Origin of the sequence: Kribbella sp. NBC_01505, from assembly GCF_045040285.1 — a bacterium.
Taxonomy (GTDB): domain Bacteria; phylum Actinomycetota; class Actinomycetes; order Propionibacteriales; family Kribbellaceae; genus Kribbella.
Window position 1 is genome coordinate 6,413,924 of sequence record NZ_CP109425.1, and the last position, 19,194, is coordinate 6,433,117.

Genomic DNA, 19,194 nt, shown 5'->3' on the forward strand with positions numbered 1-19,194 from the left:
CCTTCGCCGCAGGTTGGGGCCTCAGTTCGTTCCTTGGCGGCGACATTCGCGGTGGACTTGCTGGTTTTCGCGCGTATCATCGCGGCCGTGGGAATATCTGACCGCGATCGGAAGATCTTGTGGAGCAGGTCGCACGGTCTGTGCGCCATCTGTCGCAAACCGCTGGTTGCCGATGCAACCGAGGGCGACAGGGAGGCGGTTGTTGGTCAGGAGGCGCACATTGTGGCGCGTAGCACCGACGGACCGCGTGGTGGACAGATCGATCAGGCCTTGGTTGATTGCTACGACAACCTGGTTCTGTTGTGCCCAGACGATCACACGATTGTCGATGCTCAACCCAAGGCATGGCCGGCCGAAAAGCTACGTCAGCTAAAAGCACAACACGAGGCTTGGGCGAAGAAGAAACTAGTCGACGATAGTCAGATACGGGTCGTCCCGCACCCAGACGACCCCGAGTTGCCTGGCGGGAACCCTCTTCTGAGAATCACGACCGGAGCGCAGGTCTGGGACATCATGGCCGGAGCTGGACGGTACTGGGTGACCGGCCTGGATGACGAAGACACAGGTGATCCAGAGCTGGTGGACCTCGCCGACGAGTTCCTGCAACTCGCCAGGGACTACGGTGAGATATCCCGAGACATCGAGGAGAGCCTGGGGCAGGTCCGCAACGCCAAGAGGACCCTAGGCACGGCCTTGGGCGAGCTTGAACGTCGAGGCATCCTCGCATTTGGCCTTCGGCGTCGCCGCATCTTGAAAGGGGGGCACCTGCCTCCCGCCGAGCTGGCGGATGCGCATCTCGCACTCGTTCTGAGCAGCAACCCAGCGATCATGGAAGTTCCCGTAGAGGCCGAGGCGGACCCGGGCCTGGCGGAACAAGCCGACTGACTGAAAGTCGCCACAAAGAAGTAAAGGCCCCAGTCGCTTTGACGACTGGGGCTCGATCGCGCTTACGAGGCTAGTTGCTCGGTAAACTCGCATCCGTTGAGGTGGGCAACGATCTTGCCGACGCCTGTGTAGAGGCGCACGGAGATCCGTGGCTGGGAGGTGTGCTGGTTCTTGGCGATTTCGGTCTCGGTCCAGTCCATGCCGAATCGGAGGACTAGAGCTCGTCGCTCGTTGACGGTAAGCGGGGTGTCGGCCCATCCGCTGCGGATGTCCGCGAGATGTGCCCAGAGGGTGTTGCCTTCTTTCTTGTTGACGGACCCCCTGGGCATGTCGGCCGGCGGGGCGGAAGGGACTGGTACGCCGAAGACGGCGTCGGGGTCCCAGAGGGTGGGGAGTAGGTGTTCGACCAGGGCGCGGTCGTAGTTCACTAGGCGGCTCCGCGGGTATCGAGGAGCAGTTCGTAGGAGACGGCCTTGTCCTTCCTGCGGGCTTCTGTTTTGTAGAGGTCGGCTAGGTCGCGGACGAGGCGACTGTGGAGCAGACCCATCAGTCCCTCGTCGACGCACTCTTGGAGGTCGGGTTTGGTGGCGACGAGGATGCGGGCTTCTTGCTGGAGGTCTTCGATTTCGACGGCGTTCTGGTAGCGCACGTTCTTGCTGATCGATCGGGCGGCTTGGAAGATGACCGGCTCGACGTGAGATACGTCGAGCACTGTCCAGTCGACATGCATCTCGCTCAACGGATCACTTCCTTGAGGTCCGTGAGTCCGTCCTTGGTCAGTGCGACCACCAGTCCGGGTGCTCCGGTGGTGCCCTTGGCATGGCGCCACCAGGTGCTCTCGGATTCCAGGGCTGGGGGCTGGATGAATTGGCGGGCTCCGTCTGAGTCGGTGTACTCGTGGTGGAGGTGGCCAGCCACGAGGAGATCGGCGACGTGCATGGCGCTGGCCTTGTTGAACGCTTGGCCGCGCCACCACTCGAAGTGCTTGCCGGGTCGCCATTGGTGGCCGTGGGCGTGGGCGATCTTGGTGCCGGCCACGTCGACGAGCACAGTGAGCTCGTCGGTGTCTGGGACGAAGAACTCGACGTGCCCGAAGGCGGCGGAGTTGAGGGCTGCGGCATCGGCGACGGCGATGAGTGATTCAGTGTCGTGGCTGTCGTCGTATCTGGTGATGCCCTTGCCGTTGATGCGGACAGCTTCACCGTGGTTGCCCGGTGCGGAGGCCATGGTGATCCGGGATCCCATGGGGGCGAAGAGTCGGAGGGCGTGCATCATGACGCGGCGGGTGAGCCGGATCTGCTCGTTGAGGGTGAGCTGGGTCCGCCAGACATTGGCTCCGCTTTGGGACTCGAAGCCTTCGATGTGGTCGCCGAGCCAGGCGATGTGGACGTGTCCGATGTCGAACATCTCGGAGTACGCCATGAGTCGGTCGGCGGCCTTGTTGAGGCAGTCAAGGGTTCGGTGGAGGGTGCCGGCCGGGCCGTCACCGTCGACCTTGCCGAACTGCATGTCACCGAGCAGGACCAGGAAGCCATAGCTGCCCTGTGGGCGGTTCAAGACGGGCTGGTAGTCCGAGACCAAGGCCACGAGTTCGTCGACCGGCACGGGCAAAGGTCCGGGTGCGGAGATGCGGCGGAAGCTGTAGCGGTTCGACTCTCCGGTGTCTCCGTTGGCCATGGTCCATTCGCCGGACCGGAATCCGGTGGCTTCCCATTCGTCGGGGTTCTCGCCCTTGTCGATGAGGTACTGGCGGGCGGCGGTTTCGTCGGCTTCGCCGCGGGCTGCCTTGACGGTGACGCTGGCTTCGTCGCCGGTGATCTCGATCTGCTTGGTGAAGTCGCGCTCGGGATCGACTGCCCGGCTGGCGATGGCTGGTCCTACTGGCTTGTCGAGGAGTTGCTGAAGGAGTTCGTCGCGCACGCTCACACTCCTTCCTGAAGTGATCGGCGGTAGGTGCGGATGGATGAGGCCGAGACCGGAGTGCCGGCCAGCTGGAGCCACCGGGAGAGCCAGTCGGCGCTGGTGCCGCCGAACAGGTGCTCGTGGAACGGCTGGCGTGCTGGGTCGGCGAGGTTGTCCCAGGCGTGCTGGAGCTTCGGTCCCGGCGTACCGGGCAGGCTGAGATCGGGCTGGGTCATGCCGCGACCTCCAGCTCCCGGCCGAGGGCGGCGAAGATTGCCTCTGGCCCGCCTGCGAGGTAGGTGTCGGTGACGTCGGCCTGGAGCCGTACGCCTTTGGCCTGGCGCAGCTGGCGGGTGAGCGTGTTGACGAGCTCGGCGCCTGCGTCGTCGGGGTCGGCCCAGACCCAGACGCGGTTGAACCCGGCGAGCATCCGGCGCCAGTGTGGTTGCCAGGACTGCACTCCAGGAACCCCTACGGCGTGGAGCCCGAGCTTCTTGAGGATGTTGCGATCGAGCTCGCCCTCGGTCACGTGGATCTCGTCGCGGGCATCGAAGATGGACTCGATCCCGTACATGCGGGCCGGTTCGCCTTTCACGGTCTCGTACTTGCCGTGATAGGGCTTGTGATCGCAGCCTTCGCGGATGCACCGGAACCGGATCGAGAGCGGTTGGCCAGCGCGATCCAGGTAGGGGATGGCGAGCCGGCCCTCGTACTTGCCGTGGCCCGGGATGGGGTCAGCGACGACGCCAAGACGGTTGGTAAGTGCCTCCTCGCGCCCGATTCCCCGGTCGAGGAGATACCGCGCGACGGTCGGCGTAACGGCCCGTTGGTAGGTCGCTGTGGCTTCTTCCAGTGTCTCCAGTTGGGAGACCGAGAGCGGCTGCAAAGGCTCGCGCTCCGTCAAAGTCGATGCCCTCCATTTTCATGATCAGGTCCCAGGCGGAACCGCCTGCGCCACAGGAGTGGCAGTTCCAGAGCTGCTTGTCGGTGTTGACCGAGCAGGACGCGTTGCGGTCGCCGTGGACCGGGCAGCGCACCATCTGGCTCGCTCGGCCGGACATGGCGACGCCGAAGTGCTCGAAGGTCGCGGCCAGGTCGGGCCGTTCTGCGTCAGGTGGTTGGTCGGGCTCGGGTCGGGCGAACCTCATCGAGCGACGCCCTCGGCGCGGTGGGAGCGGTCGAGCTCGAACGGGCTGAGCGGCTGGCCGAGGAAGAACTCCTCCAACGTGTCGATCTCCGTACAGGCGCCGGGCTCGGCATCGCACAGGAACGAGATGGCCGCGTCGACGACCATCAGCGACGCGTCGTAGCCGGGCGGAACCGGGGTCAGGTCGGCCACGCTGCGCCTCCCATGGCCTCGAGTTTCTTCTCGTCGACGGCACGGCTGGAGTCGATGTCTGCGACTGGGTGACCGAGGTGTCGGCTGCCCATGGCGGCGAGGATCACCGCGTCGGCGACGTCGTGGTTCGGGATGTTGAATCCGAGCGGCGTGTAGGTCTCGACCGCTGCGGCGAACACGACAGCTTTGCCGGCGTTGCCTTTGCCGCTGCCGTATTTGGCGCGGCCTTGCGGTGACACCGTGGCGACTGGGATGTCTTCGGCCATGAGCTCGCGCACGACGGCCCACCACAGACCTGAGCGGTCGTGTGGGGAGCCGAACTTCGAGCCGTAGCTCGGGCTCTCGATGACGGCCAGGTCGATGTCCGCGGTTCCGATTGCGACATCGGCGATCTCGAACGAGAGACGGCCCAGGCGCTCGTAGCGCTGGGCCAAGGTGTCGTGTTTGGTGCCGGTCGACTTCACCGTGTGGGTGAACTCCGGGGCGCCGTCGCAGATGACGGCAATTCCGGTCGACGTGAGCGACAGGTCCAAGCCTGCGACTCGCACTGCCTCACCTCTATTCAGTTATGGGGTTGGTCGCCGCTACGGGGAGCGGAGTCCGGCGTACTTGTGGAAGCGGGTCTTGCTGGGCTCGGCCTGAAGAATCGCGAAGTTGCGCCCGGACGGATCGGCGGGCCCCATGCGTTGCTTAAGGCAAGCGATCTTGTACTCAAGCGTGTTGGGGTCCAGCCCGACGCCGAGCGTCAGCTCGGGCTTCTCGGCCAAGCCGTTCTTGGCGTCCGACCGCGGGGGCGGGTCGAACGGCGCGGTCCGGGCCTCTTGGGACTTGTCGGTGGCGTGATGCAGCACGAAGACCGTGGAGCCTGTCGTGCGGGCGAGCTCGGTGATGGTCTGCATGGTTGCCATCTGCTCGCTGTAGTCGGTCTCGCCACCCTCAAAATCCATGAGGTTGTCGAAGATGATCACGCGTGCGTGCTCGTTCTTGAGCTCCAGCTGGGCTTCCAGCTCCTCGTCGACCTGGCGCCAGGTGATCGGCGAGCCGAATGAGAAGGTGATGTTCAGCCGGTCCAGCGCCTCGATGTACTTGTCCCGGGCAGGGCCGCCCTGGGCCATGGCGCGCTCGACTACTTCGGTGTCGTCGCCGGTTTCCTTGCAGGCTAGGCGAACTGAGGCCGTGAAGGCGCTCATGTCTGCGGAGAAGTAGAGGGTGGGCAGGTTCATTTCGGCCGCCCAGAACAGGGCGAGGCCGGACTTCTGTGAGCCGGAGCGGCCCAAGATCATGATGACTTCGCCGTGCCGGGGGCGAACCCCCTTCGCGTAGAGGGCCGAGAAGGCATCTACGCGAGGGAGTTCGCGTCCGGCTTCGGCGTTGAGCGCGAGGGACCTCGACGCGGTCAGCACTCAGCGCCCCCGCTCAGTCGAAGGCCGGCACATTGGCCATGGCCTCGGCGAGCTCGCCGTCGCGCCGCTCGAAGTACTCGCCGGCCGCGGCCTCCACCGCTGGGTCGGTGACGGCCTGGAAGGCGTAGTAGTTCTTCACCTTCCGGACGACGCAGAGCAGGACCTGGCCGATGTTGCGCTCGGCCTCGTTCGCCAACGCGGTATGCGTGATGACGGCGTCCTTGACGACTTCGTGGGGGGTCTTGGTTTCGACGTTCTGTGAGTTCCGGAAGATCGTGATATCCGCGGTGACCTCATCGCGGGTAGTGACCTTACCCTCGTACTCGTTACGCATGTCCCGCGCGATCGACTTCGGCTCGATGATGAGCGCGAGATCGGAGATGTGCAGGTCGGGCTTGAAGAAGCCGCCGGAGCTGGAGGGCTTGTTGAACGGACTCGTGCAGGTGATGGTCGTGCTCCTTATTAAGTTGTAGTCGTACGTGTAGCGGTCGTGCGGTAGATGCGGTGCCGTACCGGGGTACAGCGGGAGCTTGTTCAGGCGACGAGAGGGCGGATGACTTCCGCGCGCTCGTAGGCGCGGTAGGCGTCGTCGTAGGCCATGTCAGCGATGAAGGTCAGGTCGTTGACCTTGGCCCGCAGCTTGTCTTCCAAGCTCGCGACGGTGACCTTGTGGTCGGCCTCTGCCTGCTCGATCTGAGCGTGAGCCTCGCTCCCGATCCGAGAAAGCTCGGCCTCGGCCTGCACCAGGTCGTCGTGAGCCGCCTTGAAGACCGAGGTGGCCGCGCCATGCAGCGCGAGTGCCGCGCCGTACCGCTCGCCGAGCGTGGGCTCAGTCGGGGTCTTGGTGGTGGGCAGGATGGACTTCAGAGTGTTCTTCACTGGTGAGTCGTCCTCTCGATATTCGGTTGTGGTCAACTGATGAAGGCAGGGCTACTGGGCACTGGCTTGAAGGTGCTTGCCACGGGCCTTCCAAACGGCGAACACCTCGGCGTTGTCGTCGAAGAATCGACGATTTTCAGCCCACAGCCGCTGAAGGGACTGCACATCTCCCGTGGCTTCGATGGTGTCGAGCATCGCGTCCTGGGGTGATCGCGGCTCTGTGGGCGCAGGCTCAGGCGTCGGCGGATCGGCCTGTGCGGCTGCCCATGGATCGCCGGCAGTCGTGGCCACACTTGGCGCTGGCGCCGTCCGCGTCTCACCGGAGGCGCCAGCGCTGACCGGCGCGGCCTCCAACGCCTCAACCACAAGCTGACCTGCGTTTGCCTGAGCAGCCGCCGACAGATGGATCTCGAACGGAGTGAGCCCTTCGCTGTTGAGTCCGAAGAAGCGGGTGATGTCCTCGGTCGTGCGGTCGATGGAGCCTTGGAAGGCGACTGTCCATCCAAGCTTGTCGTTGATGAAGGTCTGGCGGATGCCGCCAGCAAACATGTCTACGCTTGCTGCCACGCGGTAGGTGCCTCTCTCTCGGGAATCAGTAGGAACCACAGTTACGCATAATACCACAGTTGCGCATTCACGCAACAAGCGACTCCGGCATCGGGAGCTCGAACCGTGTCAGGGCTGAACGCCCGCGACTGCGCATGTCTCTGACCTGGCCTGCCAGCTGCACGGCCTCCCAGCCGAGTGACAGATCTGCCCAGTAGAGCTCCAGCTCGCCGGTGTCGGCTGGAAGGTTCATGATGATGCCCCAGTCGGTGCGCACGTTCTCGATCGGTGTGCGGCAGTCGCCGAGGTTGGCGGGCGTGTGGGAGTACCACTCTCCGCGAGCGTAGATGGACAGCTGCATGGCCATCTTGAGGCCGCCGTACTCGATCGTGCCTGTCTTCAGGTCCGTGATGAGCTTGTCTGTTGGAAGGATCACGGATCCGTCGGGTGCGATCAGCGGAACGTAGGCCCAGTTGCGTCCGGGATCGCAGGTGAACATCCCGAGCTCGTCGGTGGTGATATGGCGGTAGCAGGCCCAGGTTGACGCGCGATCGGGGGTGCCGGCGACCTTGAGCTGGTCGACGACGACGAGTCCTTCGATGTCGGAGACGTTGAAGAATCTGGTTCCTCGCTTGTATCCGTCCATGTCCAGGATGTCCCCGAACGTCACCTCGTCGGGAAGCTGCTCATCGCGATCGATCAGCTCGGACAGGCTGTGCTTGTAGGTGCCCTTGTCTGACTTTTCGTTGGCTCCGGCAACCTTCTTCGCGGATTGTGCTCGCCTGTTCAGCCAGTCCTTGTGTTGCTTGAATTCGGGGTTCTTGCTGAGGACGCCGTTGAGTAGATCCGGGTCGCGTGCGACGCCGAGCAAGACGTTCCGCATATCCCAGGCGTGGATGCTGGACTTGTCCTCGAGAACGTCGATGTAGCTGGTCACGCGTGTATAGCTGCGAAGGATCTCGCCCGGTGCGGCGCCATTCTGGCCACATTTCCTGCACTTCACTGTGGCGCCCGGTCGCTTCTCCGACGCAACCCGTCCGCGGGTGCAACCTTGGGCGTCGCAGGCAATGCGGATACGGGGCCGATCCCGGCCATCGCGCGGGACCTTGCTGTCCCCGCCCGCAGGACGCGTTGACGGAGTAGAAGCACTTGCTGGCTTAGCAAAAACTACCTTCACGCAATCTCCTAACTGTCAAAATGGGGAATCCTCAACCAAGTAGCACCTCGTAACATCGCTGCCTATGTCCCACCTGGACTCGGCGTCAGGGATGACGGCCAGCCCTAGGCTGCGCAAGAGTTTCAGGGCTTGGGCGAGTGTCCCGGGCTTGTGGTCGTGTGCGACCTCCATCCAGTGGTCCTCGTCGTCGAAGTTCGCCTGGATCGTGATCTCGGGCGCCGAGACAACGCACGATGATCTGGCCACTCCGAGTACGTAGAACTCCCGAGCCATCTAACTGTTATCCCCCCATGAGATATGTGCGTGCGGCCAGGCGCCACGACGCACGATCGTCCAGGTCTGCTGCAGGGGCGGTGGCCCGCCCTGTGTCGGCCGGGTTGACGCTAGCCGCCTGCGCCGACACTGAGGCCCGGGGCGGTGGGCCAAAAAATAGTGATCGCTATGTTTCAAGCGTCCACATTAGATCGGGGTGGCTGATGTGACAAGTATGCGCATGCAAGTAGTTGTGCATAGCAACGCCTCCACGGCTTGGCCCTGGAGGCGTTACATATAAGGCGTTGCAGCTTCATGCAACTTTTCTGCACGAAGCTGCAGTACTTGCAGCTTCATGCAGTGTCGGGTACCCGCACGAGTCCCAGGTCGATGCCCGGTCGACGCTCGCGGTAGTAGAAGCCCTCGTCCTCGGGATTGTCGGGCTCGTAAGAGACGACCTCGTTCTTCGCGGTGCGCTCGCGCAGCCATGCCTCATAGCGGCTGCGGCTGATCTCGGCAACCTCCATGCCGGCCGCAAGACGCTGGGCGACCTTGAGCATCAGGAGCTTGTTGTTCCAGTGCCACCGCTGCTCAATGTTGTCCCAAGGAATGATGTCTACGTCTCGCTGTGCGGATCGATCTTCGAGGCCCCAGACGCGACGGCGGCCAGCCCACATGGAGATGGATGTCTCGATGCCGTACTTCTCAAGATAGAAGTCGACCATTTCCTGGTAAGTCTTTCCGTCTGCGAGGAGACGCTTCGCCTCCGCCACATCTACTACCTTGGACGCACGAGTCATGAGCTTTCCCACCTCGATCCATAGGCTGGGATCACAATCCCCCGATCGCAACTCTCCGCCGACAAGCGTCGGGCCTGCGAGGGCCTAATGTCAAGTTGTGGGACTATGCGCAACTGTGTGACAGCCGCGACACGCTCACATTGAGTGTGATGCTTGCGCGGTCGAGCCGACGTCTGGCATCCACTTCAGCGGAGAAATGAGCCGATGCCCCCGCCTAGGGCGGGGGCAGGTTGCTCTAGGACTCGTTGTCCTTCAGGAAGGCCGTGAGAAAGCCGAGGTCTTCCAGCTTGTTTCGGATCTTGGAGATGAGCGTGGTCGCGGCCAGGACGAGACCACCGAGGTAGGCCTCGTTGTCGATGCTGAGGCCGAACTCGTGCAGCGAGGGCACGATAACGGCAAGAACAGCAAGGATGCCGAGGGCAACATCGAAGCCAGTGCGAATCGCTCGCTTGGTCGAGGCTGAGGTGAGCTTTCGGTACACGGTGATTCCTCCAGTGGTGGTGGGATTGGTCTTGCGATGGCGGCCGGTCACGCGACAACTCGGTAGTTGTCGTGGACCAGTAGCGCCTTGAACTTGGCCTTGGTGTTCGCCCCGACGACGCCGTCCGCGGTGAGGCCGTGGGTGACCTGGAATCGGCGGATGATGCCCGCGTACTGGGCGCCGGCTCGCTTCCAGTCGGTGGCCTTGTCGCTGGCCTTGGCGGCACGGAGTAGTTGCTCCCAGACGCGGATGTCGCGAGCTGATGCGACGCGCACGCGTCCAAGCCAGGTCAGAACCGAGCGGGCGTCGTCTTCGGCGGGCTTCTGTCCGAGGTGGAAGTAGCCGCCCTTGGCTGCGTAGGCGATCGCGCCGAGCGAGATCAGTTCGCCTGTCGGACGCGGCGTTGTCGGGGTGCCGCGCAGCTTGGCTGCGACACGAGCGACTTGGGCGGCGGTGCCGACGATCTCGACGTGCATCTCGTCCTTGCGGCCGTGGTAGTCGATGCCGTGGCGCAGGACGACCTTGCCGGTGACCGGGTCCCTGTAAACCTTCAGTTGCCGCCGGATCTTGATGTACTGCCCGGACAGGAACGTGCCGACCTTGCCGAGTGGGTGGCGCGTGGCATTGAGATCGAGCGCCGTGGCCGAGGCGTGGTTGCTGAGCACCTTGGAGCTGCCGCGGATGGGACGTTCGGCGTAGCCCCAGTCGTCCATGACCTTGTCGTTGTCGATCGACTCGATGTTCTTGTCGAACCAGGCCGCGAAGTGGCAGAGCAGGAAGCCGGCGTCGCCCTTGCGGAGGCGAACTGCTCGGGTGGTGCCGGGGATTGTGTAGGACTGGGTGACGGAGCGATCGTTGGCGCTCCAGCCGTTTTGTGAGACGGGCATTCGGGTGTGTTCCTCCAAGGGTTTGGGCAGGCAGACCAGAGCCCCCGGGCGCGTTGTGCGTTCGGGGGCTCTCGGCTTGGGGATGTCAGTCGGTGGCGGTGAGGGCGTGCAGCTCGCTGCGGGCTTCGTCGAGCGCGGCCTGGATGAGGTCGAGCTTGTCTTCGAGGGCGACGCGTCGTTGCCGTTCGCGGTCGGCTTCGGCTTCAGCACGGTCGGCTCGGGCGGTCTCGGCCTGGAGTACGGCTTGGAGTGCGACGACGGCTTTCTCGGCACCGGTGACGATGATGCTGTCGGTCTCGGCAGGGACGCGTTTGCGGGCGACCCACGCGTTGACGAGGCCGGTGATGACACCACCGCCGACGACTCCGGAACCGATTGCGGCCAGGAGTTCGGGGTTGAGTGCGGTCATGGGCCGACCCGGCGTAGTGAGAAGTGCTGGTAGCCGTCGGTCGAGATCATGGCGAGTAGCCCGCCGGCGTTGTGCCAGACCTCGGTGGACAGGTAGTCGCTCGGGGTCAGCCGGATCTCTCCGGACAGCCGCAGGGTGGTGAAGCTGTCTTTGACTGCGGGGCGGGTGTCGAAGTCGGCGCCGTCGCCGTTCTTGAGCAGGTTGAGGTGGCGCCGTCCGGCGTCGGCGGCCGAGGCGGTGAAGGTGTTGCGGATCGCGTATTTGTACAGGCCCGGCTTCGAGACGACGAACCGTCCGGTCGACGGGCTGTAGGTGATGCCAGACGAGGTCTCGGCTGTGACCCAGTTCAGCCCGGTCGACGTGCGATCCTGCACGTTGTAGCTGGCGGCGCCGAGGATCTGCGCGTCTTGGCGGTTCATGAACGGCTGGGTTTCCAGCGCGGTGAGCCGGTTGTAGATGTCGGGCTCGATGAGGTACTTCCACGCCGCGCCGGTGTAGTACTCCCAGGCGCCGGTGGTGGTGTTGAACCCGAGCCGCGCCATCCGCGGTGCAGCGGGGCGGGTGTCGGCGGTCCAGGCGGTGACCTGGTGGCCGAGGAACGGCCGCAGGTCGGTGATCTTGGCGGGGTCGATGTTGACCGCGTTGGGCCCGACCTCGATCGCGGCTAGAGCGATCTCGTAGATCCCGAAGTCGGTCTGCGTCAACGCTGGTGCGCCGCCGTTCGCGGCGCCGGACACGAGCACGAGCGTGATCGAGTTGGCGGTCGGGTCGAGGCGCAGGATGACGAGGTGGGTGACGGTGCTGGAGGTTGCCGCAGGCAACGTCAGAGCCTCGGTGGCGGTGGACTGGAAACCGTGACCGCGCACGATCGCGAACCCGGCCTGGACCGCGAGGCCCATACCGCCGGTGGGTTCAACGCGCAGTGCTGCGCCGCCTTTGGTGTCGGCGACGCCGGAGGTCTGGAGTTCGCGGAAAAGCTTGGAGTACTGGTCTTCGGTGGAGTCCTGGTTGTCGAAGGGGAATGAGCTGGTAGCCAAAAGGGAGTCTCCTGGGGGTCAGGTGTCGAGACCCCGGCCGAGGTACTGGATCGACATGTTCTGGTACTGGTCAGAGGCATCTGGGAAGCCGAGGGCGGCTCCGGAGGTTTGGACCAGTTCGAAGCGGATCGCTTCGCCGGCCTCGGCGTCGGCTGCACTGACGACGTGCAGAACGCTGAGGTAGACACCGCCCCAGCCGTTGGTCGCAGGTATGCCGGTGTGCGTGATGTTTCCTCGAAGCATCGAGACCGCCCGGGCGTAGCGGACACCGGCGGTGCTGGGCGCGAAGGTCACGTTGAGGTTGATCTGGTAGCGGCCAGGGGTGGGAAGGTAGAACCAGCCGTTGCCGCCGGTGGTCTCCCATTCGTGTCCGATGTCGGGGAACGCGGGATCGAGGTACCTGGACTGTCCGCGGTCGGCAACGAACCGGATCTTGGTCCACACGTTGTGCGGGATCGTGGCGGTGTTGCTGGTGGTCTGCCAGATCGTGGCGCGTTTAGTCCAGGGCTCGGGGGCGGCGATCTCGACCTGGCGTTCGATTGCGGAGATCCGCTGTTCGGTGTTGGTGACGCGCTGGTTCAGGGCAGCTGTGGTGGAGAAGCCTTGGGGGTCTCCGATGACGACGCCAACCTTGAACCCGTCGCTGTTGGCCCTGAGGACGAAGCCGGTCACGTCGGCGGAGAGCTCCTGGTTTTCGACGACGACGGTGATCTTGTCGCCGAGGGACCAGTCGGTCCCGAACGTCATGAACGAGTCTTCGGCCGGTATCGCCTGGACGGCGAGTGCGGTGAAGCCTTCGGCGTTGAGGACTTCGATGCCGGCCGCCTGGAGGGCGGCGGGGTCGTTGGTGTCTCGCCGGTCGATGAACCGCTCGATGCGCCGTCCCCACTCGGCCCGTGCCGCGGTCGACGCAGCAGTGGTGATTTCGAAGAGTTGACGCTGGGAGCCGACGCCTTGCCCGGCAACGATCGCGGTCGTCAAGCCAGGCGGGGACAGGGCAACACGCTGCCCAGCGAGTGTCCTGTTGCGGGCGTCGAGCCGGATCAGGCCGCGTTTGTCGGTGATCTGGTAGGTCTCGAACACGAGGTTGGTGCCGCGCTGCACGACGCGGAACCCGAGCTGGAGCGCCGGTTGGATGGTGAGCTCGGCGAGGAGTTCGCCGAGCGGCTGGAACCTCGGCCCTTTGGTGACGGTCGTGCCGCGCTGGAGATCGGTGCCCATGATCAGGCTGGTCTTGCGGCGTGAGGCGATGGCGGCTGGGCCGATGTTGGCGTTGACGTATTGGTGCATGAGCGTTTCGCTCTTGCCGGTGCGCCAGTCGTTGGCCTTGGTCTGCCCTTCGACGCTGATGTCCAAGGTGGGGTCAGCGTAGGCAAGGGCGTCGGCCAGGATCACGGTGTCGGTGACGCCGGTGATGGTGACGGTGCCGCCCGGGTCGTCGACCGTGATTGCGGTCTCCGGCGTTGTGGTGGGGCCTGAGAACAGCACGTCGGCCGGCCCTTGGACGACGATGCCTGAGCCGGGGGTGCGCAGGATCGGAGCGAGGGGGTGTTCGGCGGCGAGCTTGAGCTGCCACGAGCCGACGTTGTTGTGCTCGATCGAGGCTTCCAGGTCGAGGTCTTCGGGGCGGATCATGCCCTGGATCGCGAGCGTCTTGTCCCGGACGGTGACGGTGATCTCGTCGAGCTGCACTAGATCACCAGCCACTTCCGGTCTCGCCAGGTCGGCTGGATGGTGGTCTCGCCGGCCTGGACGATGTCCCACATCTTCGAGGTGGACGCGTGCGCGGTGCCGGTCCACTCGTAGTCGTTGGTCAGCGAGTCGGTGAAGCTGCCGTCGAAGTAGTCGTCGGTCTCGGAGACGGCGACGGCGTCGATGAGTCCGGCGTAGGTCCAGCCGGTTGTAGTGCCGCCGACGCTCTGCGTACCGGGGTGGAACACGACCTGGATCAGCTGGCTGGTCGTACTTGCGGTGAACTCGCAGATCAGCTGGACCCACTGTCCGCGCACGGAGGTGTAGGCGGAGTTCGTGACGTCGGTACCGGCGCGGATGTCGGCCGATGGATCGCCGGCGAAGTTCACGCCGGTGGCGGCCGGGATCTTGATGCGTGCTTGGGCGTAGTACTTCTTCCCAACCGTCAGCCCGGCCACGGTGAACCGGGCTTGCACATGGTCGTCGACGGTGACGGATGCACTCACGGTGCCGAAGTACTTGTCGGACGTGACCCGGGATGCGGTTTTCGCATTGCCGAGGAAATCGGCGAAGGTCCAGCCCGCGGTGTTCGATTCGAAGCTGGGATTGGTGACGTAGTTCGTCCGGTCCGATCCCGCCACACGAGTCGGGGTACCGGCCGCTGCGGTGGTGATGGTCACGTTCGCGGTCGAGATGCCGGGCGGCACGGTCCACATCCGGGGAGCAGTTCCGAGGTTGGTGAACCGGTTGGCGCCGGTGCTGTCCCAGACCCTGCCGGTGAGCGTGTCGATGAACAGCTTCTGCCCGGCCAGCAGTGTGCCGTTCCACTGCAAGATCTCGCCAAGTGGGGAGACGGCTTTGAAGTTCGCTCCCGGGCCGGTGATCTCCCACAGCGGGTAGGCGGGGGCGTCGCCTCGGTTCTCGAAGATGACATCGCCGAAGGCCTGCGACGACTTGAACTTCAGGGCGGTCAGTGACCCGTTGAGGAGTCCTCGGCCGGCGCCAGAGGCTTTGATGACCGCAGTGCTCATCCGACTCGAGGTCCAGAAAGGGTCACCGGCTCGCAAAGTCAGCACGGTGATGAGGTCTCGTTCACCGGTGGTGTCTTCGCCGTAGACGTAGCGGCCTCCGCCTACGCGATGCACTTTCGTGTACCAGTAGGTGCCGTCGTCATCGACGATGCGGAATTCGCATTCGCCTGCGAGAACCGCAGCGAGCCTGGCCAGGATCGCCTTGAGCCCTTCGCGATCGCTTCCGTCGACGTAGATCGGCAGGTCGATGTCGCGTGGGAGTACGCGCCTGCCGCGGTAGGCGGCACCGTCACCGGCGCCTTCCAGCCACTGGGTGGCAACGTCGGGCAGGCCCAGGCCGGTGACTCCGGCCAGGGCCTGCACGCCGCGTGCTTCGGCGGGGACGGTGCGCTCGTACTCGTCGTCGCCTTGCATGAGGACGCTGTCGAGGTCGAACAGCTGCCCGGTGACGGTGGACTTCAGTACCAGCTTGGGCAATTACCAGTTCACCATCCTTGAGCGTTCGGCCGCCGTGAACAGGTCTTCCTCGGACGAGATCGAGCTGCCCGGGGCGGCGTAGTAGTGGAGAGTTCGCCCCGACCCCGACGGGGTGGAGGTGGCCAGCGCGGAGTCCACGGCGCCCGAGATCCGGGAGCCGACCGCGCGGTGATCGGCCATCGCCGACAGCGCCTTGTCGACGGCTGCGCGGGCATTGGTGATACCGATCGCGAAGCCCTGCCCGACGTGACCGCCGAGCCGCATGAACACCCGCGACGGCGACTTGATCTTCAGCGCCTTCTTGATCGCCGCCACGAGCACGTCGGCCAGGCGGGTCATTTGGGCATCGAGCGGTTTCTGCATGCGCTGGAGGCCCTTGAGCAAGCCCTCGGCGATGCGGATCCCGTTCGCGTACTGCGCATCGGCCGCGACCTTGGCTGCTGCGGATGCTGCCTTGGCGAGTTGCGCCTGGAGGGCGTTGATCTCGCCGATGCCCTTCTTGCCCGCGGCAAGGATCGACTTCCCCGCCGCCAGGCCGGCATCGGGCCCGGCCTGGGCGATCTGATCGAGTGCGGCCTTGCTCAGCCCTGCTTTGCGGAGCTGGTCGAGGACGTGCTCGAACTGGATCGCGGCATCGCGGGCCTTGGTCAGGTTCGCGACGATCGCTACGTAGGAGTGGTCGTCACCTGAGCCGATGTCGCCCGGGGCAACGATCTTGTCGAAGATCTCCGATGCGTAGTCGGCGGCGGCCTTCTTCAGGTTGTCGAGGTTGGTCTGTGCCGCCTTGACCTTCCCGGCCAGTGCGGCTTGTGCCTTCTCGACTGCCGCGACCCCTGTTTGCGCCTGATTGATCAGGGCATTCAGGTGCGCTTTCTGCTGGGCGGTCAGGACTCGCGACATCGAGGCGATGACGGAGTTGACCTTGCCGATGTTGACCTTGACCATCGACGGGATCGCGTTCGTTAGCGACTGCAGGGCGCCCCGCAGGACGGGGATCTGCTCGCGGATGCCGACGATGAAGCCGTCGATGATCTGGCGGCCAGCAGGCTGAAGGAGCTTCTTGTCCTTCTCGGGCGGACCCTTCCAGTCAGGAAGTGACGCGGTCAGCCCAGCCAGAACGCCCTGCACGCTCGGGATCGACTTCCGGATGCCGGAGACCAACCCGCCGATGAGGCTGCGGCCGGCCCCGGCCAGCACGGTACCGAGAGGACCCATGGCGTCCACGGCTCGACCGGGAAGGCTCTTCAGGACTGCGAGAGCCTGGTCGAGGACGCGCCGGACGGCGGCCACGAGCGGCCCCAGCGTGGCGCCGGTGTTGCTCACGATCGCCGACCAGGCCGAGGCCGCCGTCGTGCGGGCATCGCTGAGCCGGGAGGCAATGACTGAAACGACCTGCGCGAATCCGGCCTTGGTTCGGCTAGCGATGGTGGAGACCGCTGAGCTGGTCGTCGTGGTGATGCTCGACCACGCACTGGAGATCGCGGCCGTCAGTGCCTTGAACCCGGCGCTGGCCTCGGTCGTCAGGAGCTCCCACAGCCTGGGCAGGGACCGGACCAGCTTGCTGACCGCGCTGAATAACGCGCTGATGGCTTCAAGCGCACCGGGGCCCGTCAGCGCGACGGTCAGATCAGCGATGGGCTTGATGCCCTTGGCTGCGATCGCGATGAGTTTCCCGAGAACGTCGATCACGGGAAGCAAGCCCTGAAGCAGCTTGACCAGTGACTCGGACAGTTTCGGGATGATCCGGATCGCGAAATCCATCAACGGAGGGATCACCGGTGCCACTGCCTGGAGCAGCTTGACGAAGCTGTCTGCGACCAGGGGCAGGTTGTCCTGGAGCGCGAGCAGGGTGTTGCCCACAACGGCGCCCAGCTGCGCGAGCAGTTCCGGCGTGATCAGATTCGCGAGCGCCGTGGCGATCTTGGCCAGTTGCGGAGCCAGGATCTCGATCGCGTTCGTCAGGCCGAACCCCAAGATGTCGAGGATCGGCTGAAGCTTCGGCGCCAGAATCGTCACGATGTCGGCCAGGCCGGCGAGCGCAGCGCCGAGAGCGGGCCCGAGTCGGGAGGCCAGGGTGCCTACAATCGAGCCCAGCGAGGCGAGAGCCCGGCCGACTTGGGGAAGAGCCGGCAGCAGTCCTTGAATGGCTTTCCCGAGACCGTCGAACAGGTCGAGAAGGCCCTGCTGTACTGCGGGTTGCGCCAGTGCGGCGGCGATGGAACCGAGGAGCTGGCCGATGTCTTCGCCGACCAGTGGAAGGACGGTCTCGGCTGTCTTCGCCAAGGACAGGAAGAGCTTTTCCAGTCCCGGACCAACGGCGTTGCTCAGGTTGGTCATCGCGAACTGTGCGGCCCGCAAGGTACCCATGAGGGCGTCTTGGAAGGTGGCTCCGTTGATGACCTTGGCTGCCCGGTCGAGCGAGTCGGCCAGGGTGGTCAGCGTCGACCCGCCGGCCTTCTGTGCGGCCTGCGCGAGACCGGCCAGGATGCGTCCGATGCCGGCACTGGCGCGGCCGAGTTCCTTGATCGCGAAGGTCGCGTTGTCGATCCAGGCCTGGAGCCGCCCATCGGCGGCGGCCTTGGTGATCCAGCCGTTGAACTGCTTGGCGATGTCGGTGAACCACGACGCCAGCTTCGGCAGGTACCCGGCGCCGACCTTGCCCAGTGTCGCGATCGTCGACGCCAGGGAAGAGGTGGCTCCGGCGGCGATCAGGATCGAGGAGTTCAGATCCTTGAACATGGCTGCGAGCAGCCCGTCGAACGACTTGGTGAGGGCGGTCGAGAGACCGCCGAAGAAGACTCCGAGGTTGGCGGCTGTGGCTTCGAGCCCGGCCGAGACTTCGGGGAACAGGTGGTCGACGAGTCGCCGGATCGGGGCCTCGGCGACCTTCCAGAACTTCGCCGACATCCGATCCTGGAGCCCGGCGAGCTGGGTCTTGACCTGCGGGAGGACGGTGTTGAAGTCCTTCAGGACGGCGATCGTCGCGCCGAGCCCGATCGCGACGCCGCCGAAGATTCCGGGCAGCGCGAACGCGAGGCCGCCGATTTGAGCCAGCGACGCCGAGAGGCTGAACAGGTTGCTGGCCGCGGACAATGCCCAGGCGGCCAGGCCTGCGATGGCCTCGGCGATCGTGCCGATGATCGGCACGTTGCGGTCGAGTTGCCCGAGGCTGCGCGCAAGGTTGCGCACCAGGTCGTTCAGCACACGGGCTCCGGCCAGGGCGGCGAGGGTAGCGCCGGCCTTGGCTGCTGCGTTCTTGCTGACCACGGGCAGGAGACTGACCTCGCGTGTGCGGGCGAGGACGGCGAGTTCACCGACGACGATTCGCGCCCAGGCGCTGTTGAGGTCGGGCTTGATCTCGGTGGTCTTCAGCTCGTCGAGCTTGTCGCGCAGATCGGCGATGTCGGACTCGACGGCGTGCTTGTCGCGCTCGCTCATCTCCGGCGTGATGCTGGCCTCGAGTTCGTGGATCTTCGCCAGCGTCTTCTCGATGTCGCGGCGCAGCTTCGCGAACCGCCGAGGGTCCTCGAACACGGTCGGGTTGAACTGGATTGAGCGCAGCTCGGCGTCGATCCGGTCACGCATCGCACGAAAGGCCCGGTTGTCGAGCTCGACCTTGATCCTGGCCGCGTCGGCGAGCTTCTTCGTCAGCTCTGCCTGTGCCTTGGCGAGCGATTCGCGGTCGAGGCTGACCTCGAAGTCGATCTCGTCCAGCTTCTCGATCTCGCGGTCGATCCGCTTCAGCGCGGCCTTCAGTGAGTCGATCGAGTTCTCGTTGATCCGCAGCTTGATCGTGTCCAGTTGCGCCTGGACCGCCTCGGAGACGGCCTTGGCCTTCGCGGCGAGACCGGAGGTGTCGAGGTCGAGCTTGATCTCGATCCGGTCCAGAGTCTGTTCGATGGCGGTGAGGTCGGCCTTCAGCTTCTTGCGGAAGCCCGAGGTGTCGGGCCAGACCTTGACCGCGATCCGGCCGACGATCTGTGCTTCGTCGCTCATC

Annotated in this window: 22 protein-coding genes and 1 pseudogene; 1 reads left to right on the forward strand and 22 read right to left on the reverse strand. The window is 64.9% G+C overall.

What is annotated here, in order from left to right:
• The first annotated feature begins 33 nt into the window (after positions 1-33).
• Positions 34-885 carry an HNH endonuclease gene (locus tag OG474_RS30400; protein ID WP_405057026.1) on the forward strand — a complete coding sequence of 284 codons (852 nt, stop codon included), beginning with the start codon at positions 34-36 and terminating at the stop codon, positions 883-885.
• A 62-nt stretch (positions 886-947) separates the two neighbouring features.
• On the opposite strand, the gene OG474_RS30405 is transcribed toward OG474_RS30400, so the two are convergent.
• The 22 genes and pseudogenes from OG474_RS30405 to OG474_RS30510 all read right to left on the reverse strand — a co-directional run bounded on the left by OG474_RS30405 (position 948) and on the right by OG474_RS30510 (position 19,193).
• Complete coding sequence (locus OG474_RS30405; RefSeq protein WP_405057027.1) at positions 948-1,313, reverse strand: hypothetical protein; 366 nt, start codon at positions 1,311-1,313, stop codon at positions 948-950.
• On the reverse strand, positions 1,313-1,624 hold the full coding sequence (locus tag OG474_RS30410) for a hypothetical protein (RefSeq protein WP_405057028.1): 312 nt from the start codon (positions 1,622-1,624) through the stop codon (positions 1,313-1,315). The genes OG474_RS30405 and OG474_RS30410 overlap by 1 nt, the downstream gene beginning before the upstream one ends.
• Complete coding sequence (locus OG474_RS30415) at positions 1,621-2,805, reverse strand: hypothetical protein (protein ID WP_405057029.1); 1,185 nt, start codon at positions 2,803-2,805, stop codon at positions 1,621-1,623. The genes OG474_RS30410 and OG474_RS30415 overlap by 4 nt, the downstream gene beginning before the upstream one ends.
• A gap of 2 nt (positions 2,806-2,807) precedes the next feature.
• The gene (locus OG474_RS30420; RefSeq protein WP_405057030.1) at positions 2,808-3,023 is read right to left on the reverse strand and encodes a hypothetical protein; all 216 of its coding nucleotides are present in this window, start codon (positions 3,021-3,023) and stop codon (positions 2,808-2,810) included.
• Positions 3,020-3,691, reverse strand: coding sequence for a toprim domain-containing protein (locus OG474_RS30425; protein ID WP_405064689.1), 672 nt, complete (start codon positions 3,689-3,691; stop codon positions 3,020-3,022). The genes OG474_RS30420 and OG474_RS30425 overlap by 4 nt, the downstream gene beginning before the upstream one ends.
• 43 nt (positions 3,692-3,734) lie before the next feature.
• A pseudogene (locus OG474_RS30430) lies at positions 3,735-3,935 on the reverse strand (CHC2 zinc finger domain-containing protein); the annotation flags it as partial.
• Positions 3,932-4,126, reverse strand: a complete 195-nt coding sequence (locus OG474_RS30435) for a hypothetical protein (RefSeq protein WP_405057031.1) — start codon at positions 4,124-4,126, stop codon at positions 3,932-3,934. The pseudogene OG474_RS30430 and the gene OG474_RS30435, both read right to left, overlap by 4 nt.
• The gene (locus OG474_RS30440) at positions 4,114-4,674 is read right to left on the reverse strand and encodes a hypothetical protein (protein WP_405057032.1); all 561 of its coding nucleotides are present in this window, start codon (positions 4,672-4,674) and stop codon (positions 4,114-4,116) included. The genes OG474_RS30435 and OG474_RS30440 overlap by 13 nt, the downstream gene beginning before the upstream one ends.
• 36 nt (positions 4,675-4,710) lie before the next feature.
• A complete protein-coding gene (locus OG474_RS30445; protein WP_405057033.1) occupies positions 4,711-5,529 on the reverse strand; it encodes an AAA family ATPase in 819 nt (272 codons plus the stop codon).
• Positions 5,530-5,542: 13 nt separating this feature from the next.
• Positions 5,543-5,863, reverse strand: a complete 321-nt coding sequence (locus OG474_RS30450; protein WP_405057034.1) for a hypothetical protein — start codon at positions 5,861-5,863, stop codon at positions 5,543-5,545.
• Positions 5,864-6,063: 200 nt separating this feature from the next.
• Positions 6,064-6,408, reverse strand: a complete 345-nt coding sequence (locus OG474_RS30455) for a hypothetical protein (RefSeq protein ID WP_405057035.1) — start codon at positions 6,406-6,408, stop codon at positions 6,064-6,066.
• Between the two features lie 51 nt (positions 6,409-6,459).
• A complete protein-coding gene (locus tag OG474_RS30460; RefSeq protein ID WP_405057036.1) occupies positions 6,460-6,975 on the reverse strand; it encodes a hypothetical protein in 516 nt (171 codons plus the stop codon).
• A gap of 67 nt (positions 6,976-7,042) precedes the next feature.
• Positions 7,043-8,131 (reverse strand): hypothetical protein, encoded by a 1,089-nt coding sequence (locus tag OG474_RS30465; RefSeq protein WP_405057037.1) that lies wholly within the window; start codon positions 8,129-8,131, stop codon positions 7,043-7,045.
• 15 nt (positions 8,132-8,146) lie between these two features.
• Positions 8,147-8,404, reverse strand: coding sequence for a hypothetical protein (locus OG474_RS30470; RefSeq protein ID WP_405057038.1), 258 nt, complete (start codon positions 8,402-8,404; stop codon positions 8,147-8,149).
• A gap of 332 nt (positions 8,405-8,736) precedes the next feature.
• Entirely contained in the window at positions 8,737-9,156 is a 420-nt protein-coding gene (locus OG474_RS30475; RefSeq protein WP_405057039.1) for a hypothetical protein, read from the reverse strand.
• A gap of 262 nt (positions 9,157-9,418) precedes the next feature.
• A complete protein-coding gene (locus tag OG474_RS30480; protein ID WP_405057040.1) occupies positions 9,419-9,664 on the reverse strand; it encodes a hypothetical protein in 246 nt (81 codons plus the stop codon).
• A 47-nt stretch (positions 9,665-9,711) separates the two neighbouring features.
• Positions 9,712-10,551: a hypothetical protein gene (locus tag OG474_RS30485; protein ID WP_405057041.1), complete on the reverse strand. Its 840-nt coding sequence runs from the start codon at positions 10,549-10,551 to the stop codon at positions 9,712-9,714.
• An 85-nt stretch (positions 10,552-10,636) separates the two neighbouring features.
• The gene (locus OG474_RS30490; RefSeq protein WP_405057042.1) at positions 10,637-10,960 is read right to left on the reverse strand and encodes a hypothetical protein; all 324 of its coding nucleotides are present in this window, start codon (positions 10,958-10,960) and stop codon (positions 10,637-10,639) included.
• Complete coding sequence (locus OG474_RS30495; protein ID WP_405057043.1) at positions 10,957-11,997, reverse strand: hypothetical protein; 1,041 nt, start codon at positions 11,995-11,997, stop codon at positions 10,957-10,959. The genes OG474_RS30490 and OG474_RS30495 overlap by 4 nt, the downstream gene beginning before the upstream one ends.
• 18 nt (positions 11,998-12,015) lie before the next feature.
• A complete protein-coding gene (locus OG474_RS30500) occupies positions 12,016-13,704 on the reverse strand; it encodes a siphovirus ReqiPepy6 Gp37-like family protein (protein ID WP_405057044.1) in 1,689 nt (562 codons plus the stop codon).
• Entirely contained in the window at positions 13,689-15,197 is a 1,509-nt protein-coding gene (locus tag OG474_RS30505; protein ID WP_405057045.1) for a carbohydrate binding domain-containing protein, read from the reverse strand. Before OG474_RS30505 ends, OG474_RS30500 begins: the two co-directional genes overlap by 16 nt.
• Positions 15,198-19,193, reverse strand: coding sequence for a hypothetical protein (locus OG474_RS30510; RefSeq protein WP_405057046.1), 3,996 nt, complete (start codon positions 19,191-19,193; stop codon positions 15,198-15,200).
• Between the last annotated feature and the right edge of the window lies 1 nt (position 19,194).

Coding starts and splice junctions, on each gene's coding strand:
- OG474_RS30420 (WP_405057030.1), bottom strand. CDS start 3,023: ATGACCCAGCCCGATCTCAGCCTGCCCGGTACGCCGGGACCGAAGCTC.
- OG474_RS30450 (WP_405057034.1), bottom strand. CDS start 5,863: ATGCGTAACGAGTACGAGGGTAAGGTCACTACCCGCGATGAGGTCACC.
- OG474_RS30470 (WP_405057038.1), bottom strand. CDS start 8,404: ATGGCTCGGGAGTTCTACGTACTCGGAGTGGCCAGATCATCGTGCGTT.
- OG474_RS30485 (WP_405057041.1), bottom strand. CDS start 10,551: ATGCCCGTCTCACAAAACGGCTGGAGCGCCAACGATCGCTCCGTCACC.
- OG474_RS30490 (WP_405057042.1), bottom strand. CDS start 10,960: ATGACCGCACTCAACCCCGAACTCCTGGCCGCAATCGGTTCCGGAGTC.
- OG474_RS30510 (WP_405057046.1), bottom strand. CDS start 19,193: ATGAGCGACGAAGCACAGATCGTCGGCCGGATCGCGGTCAAGGTCTGG.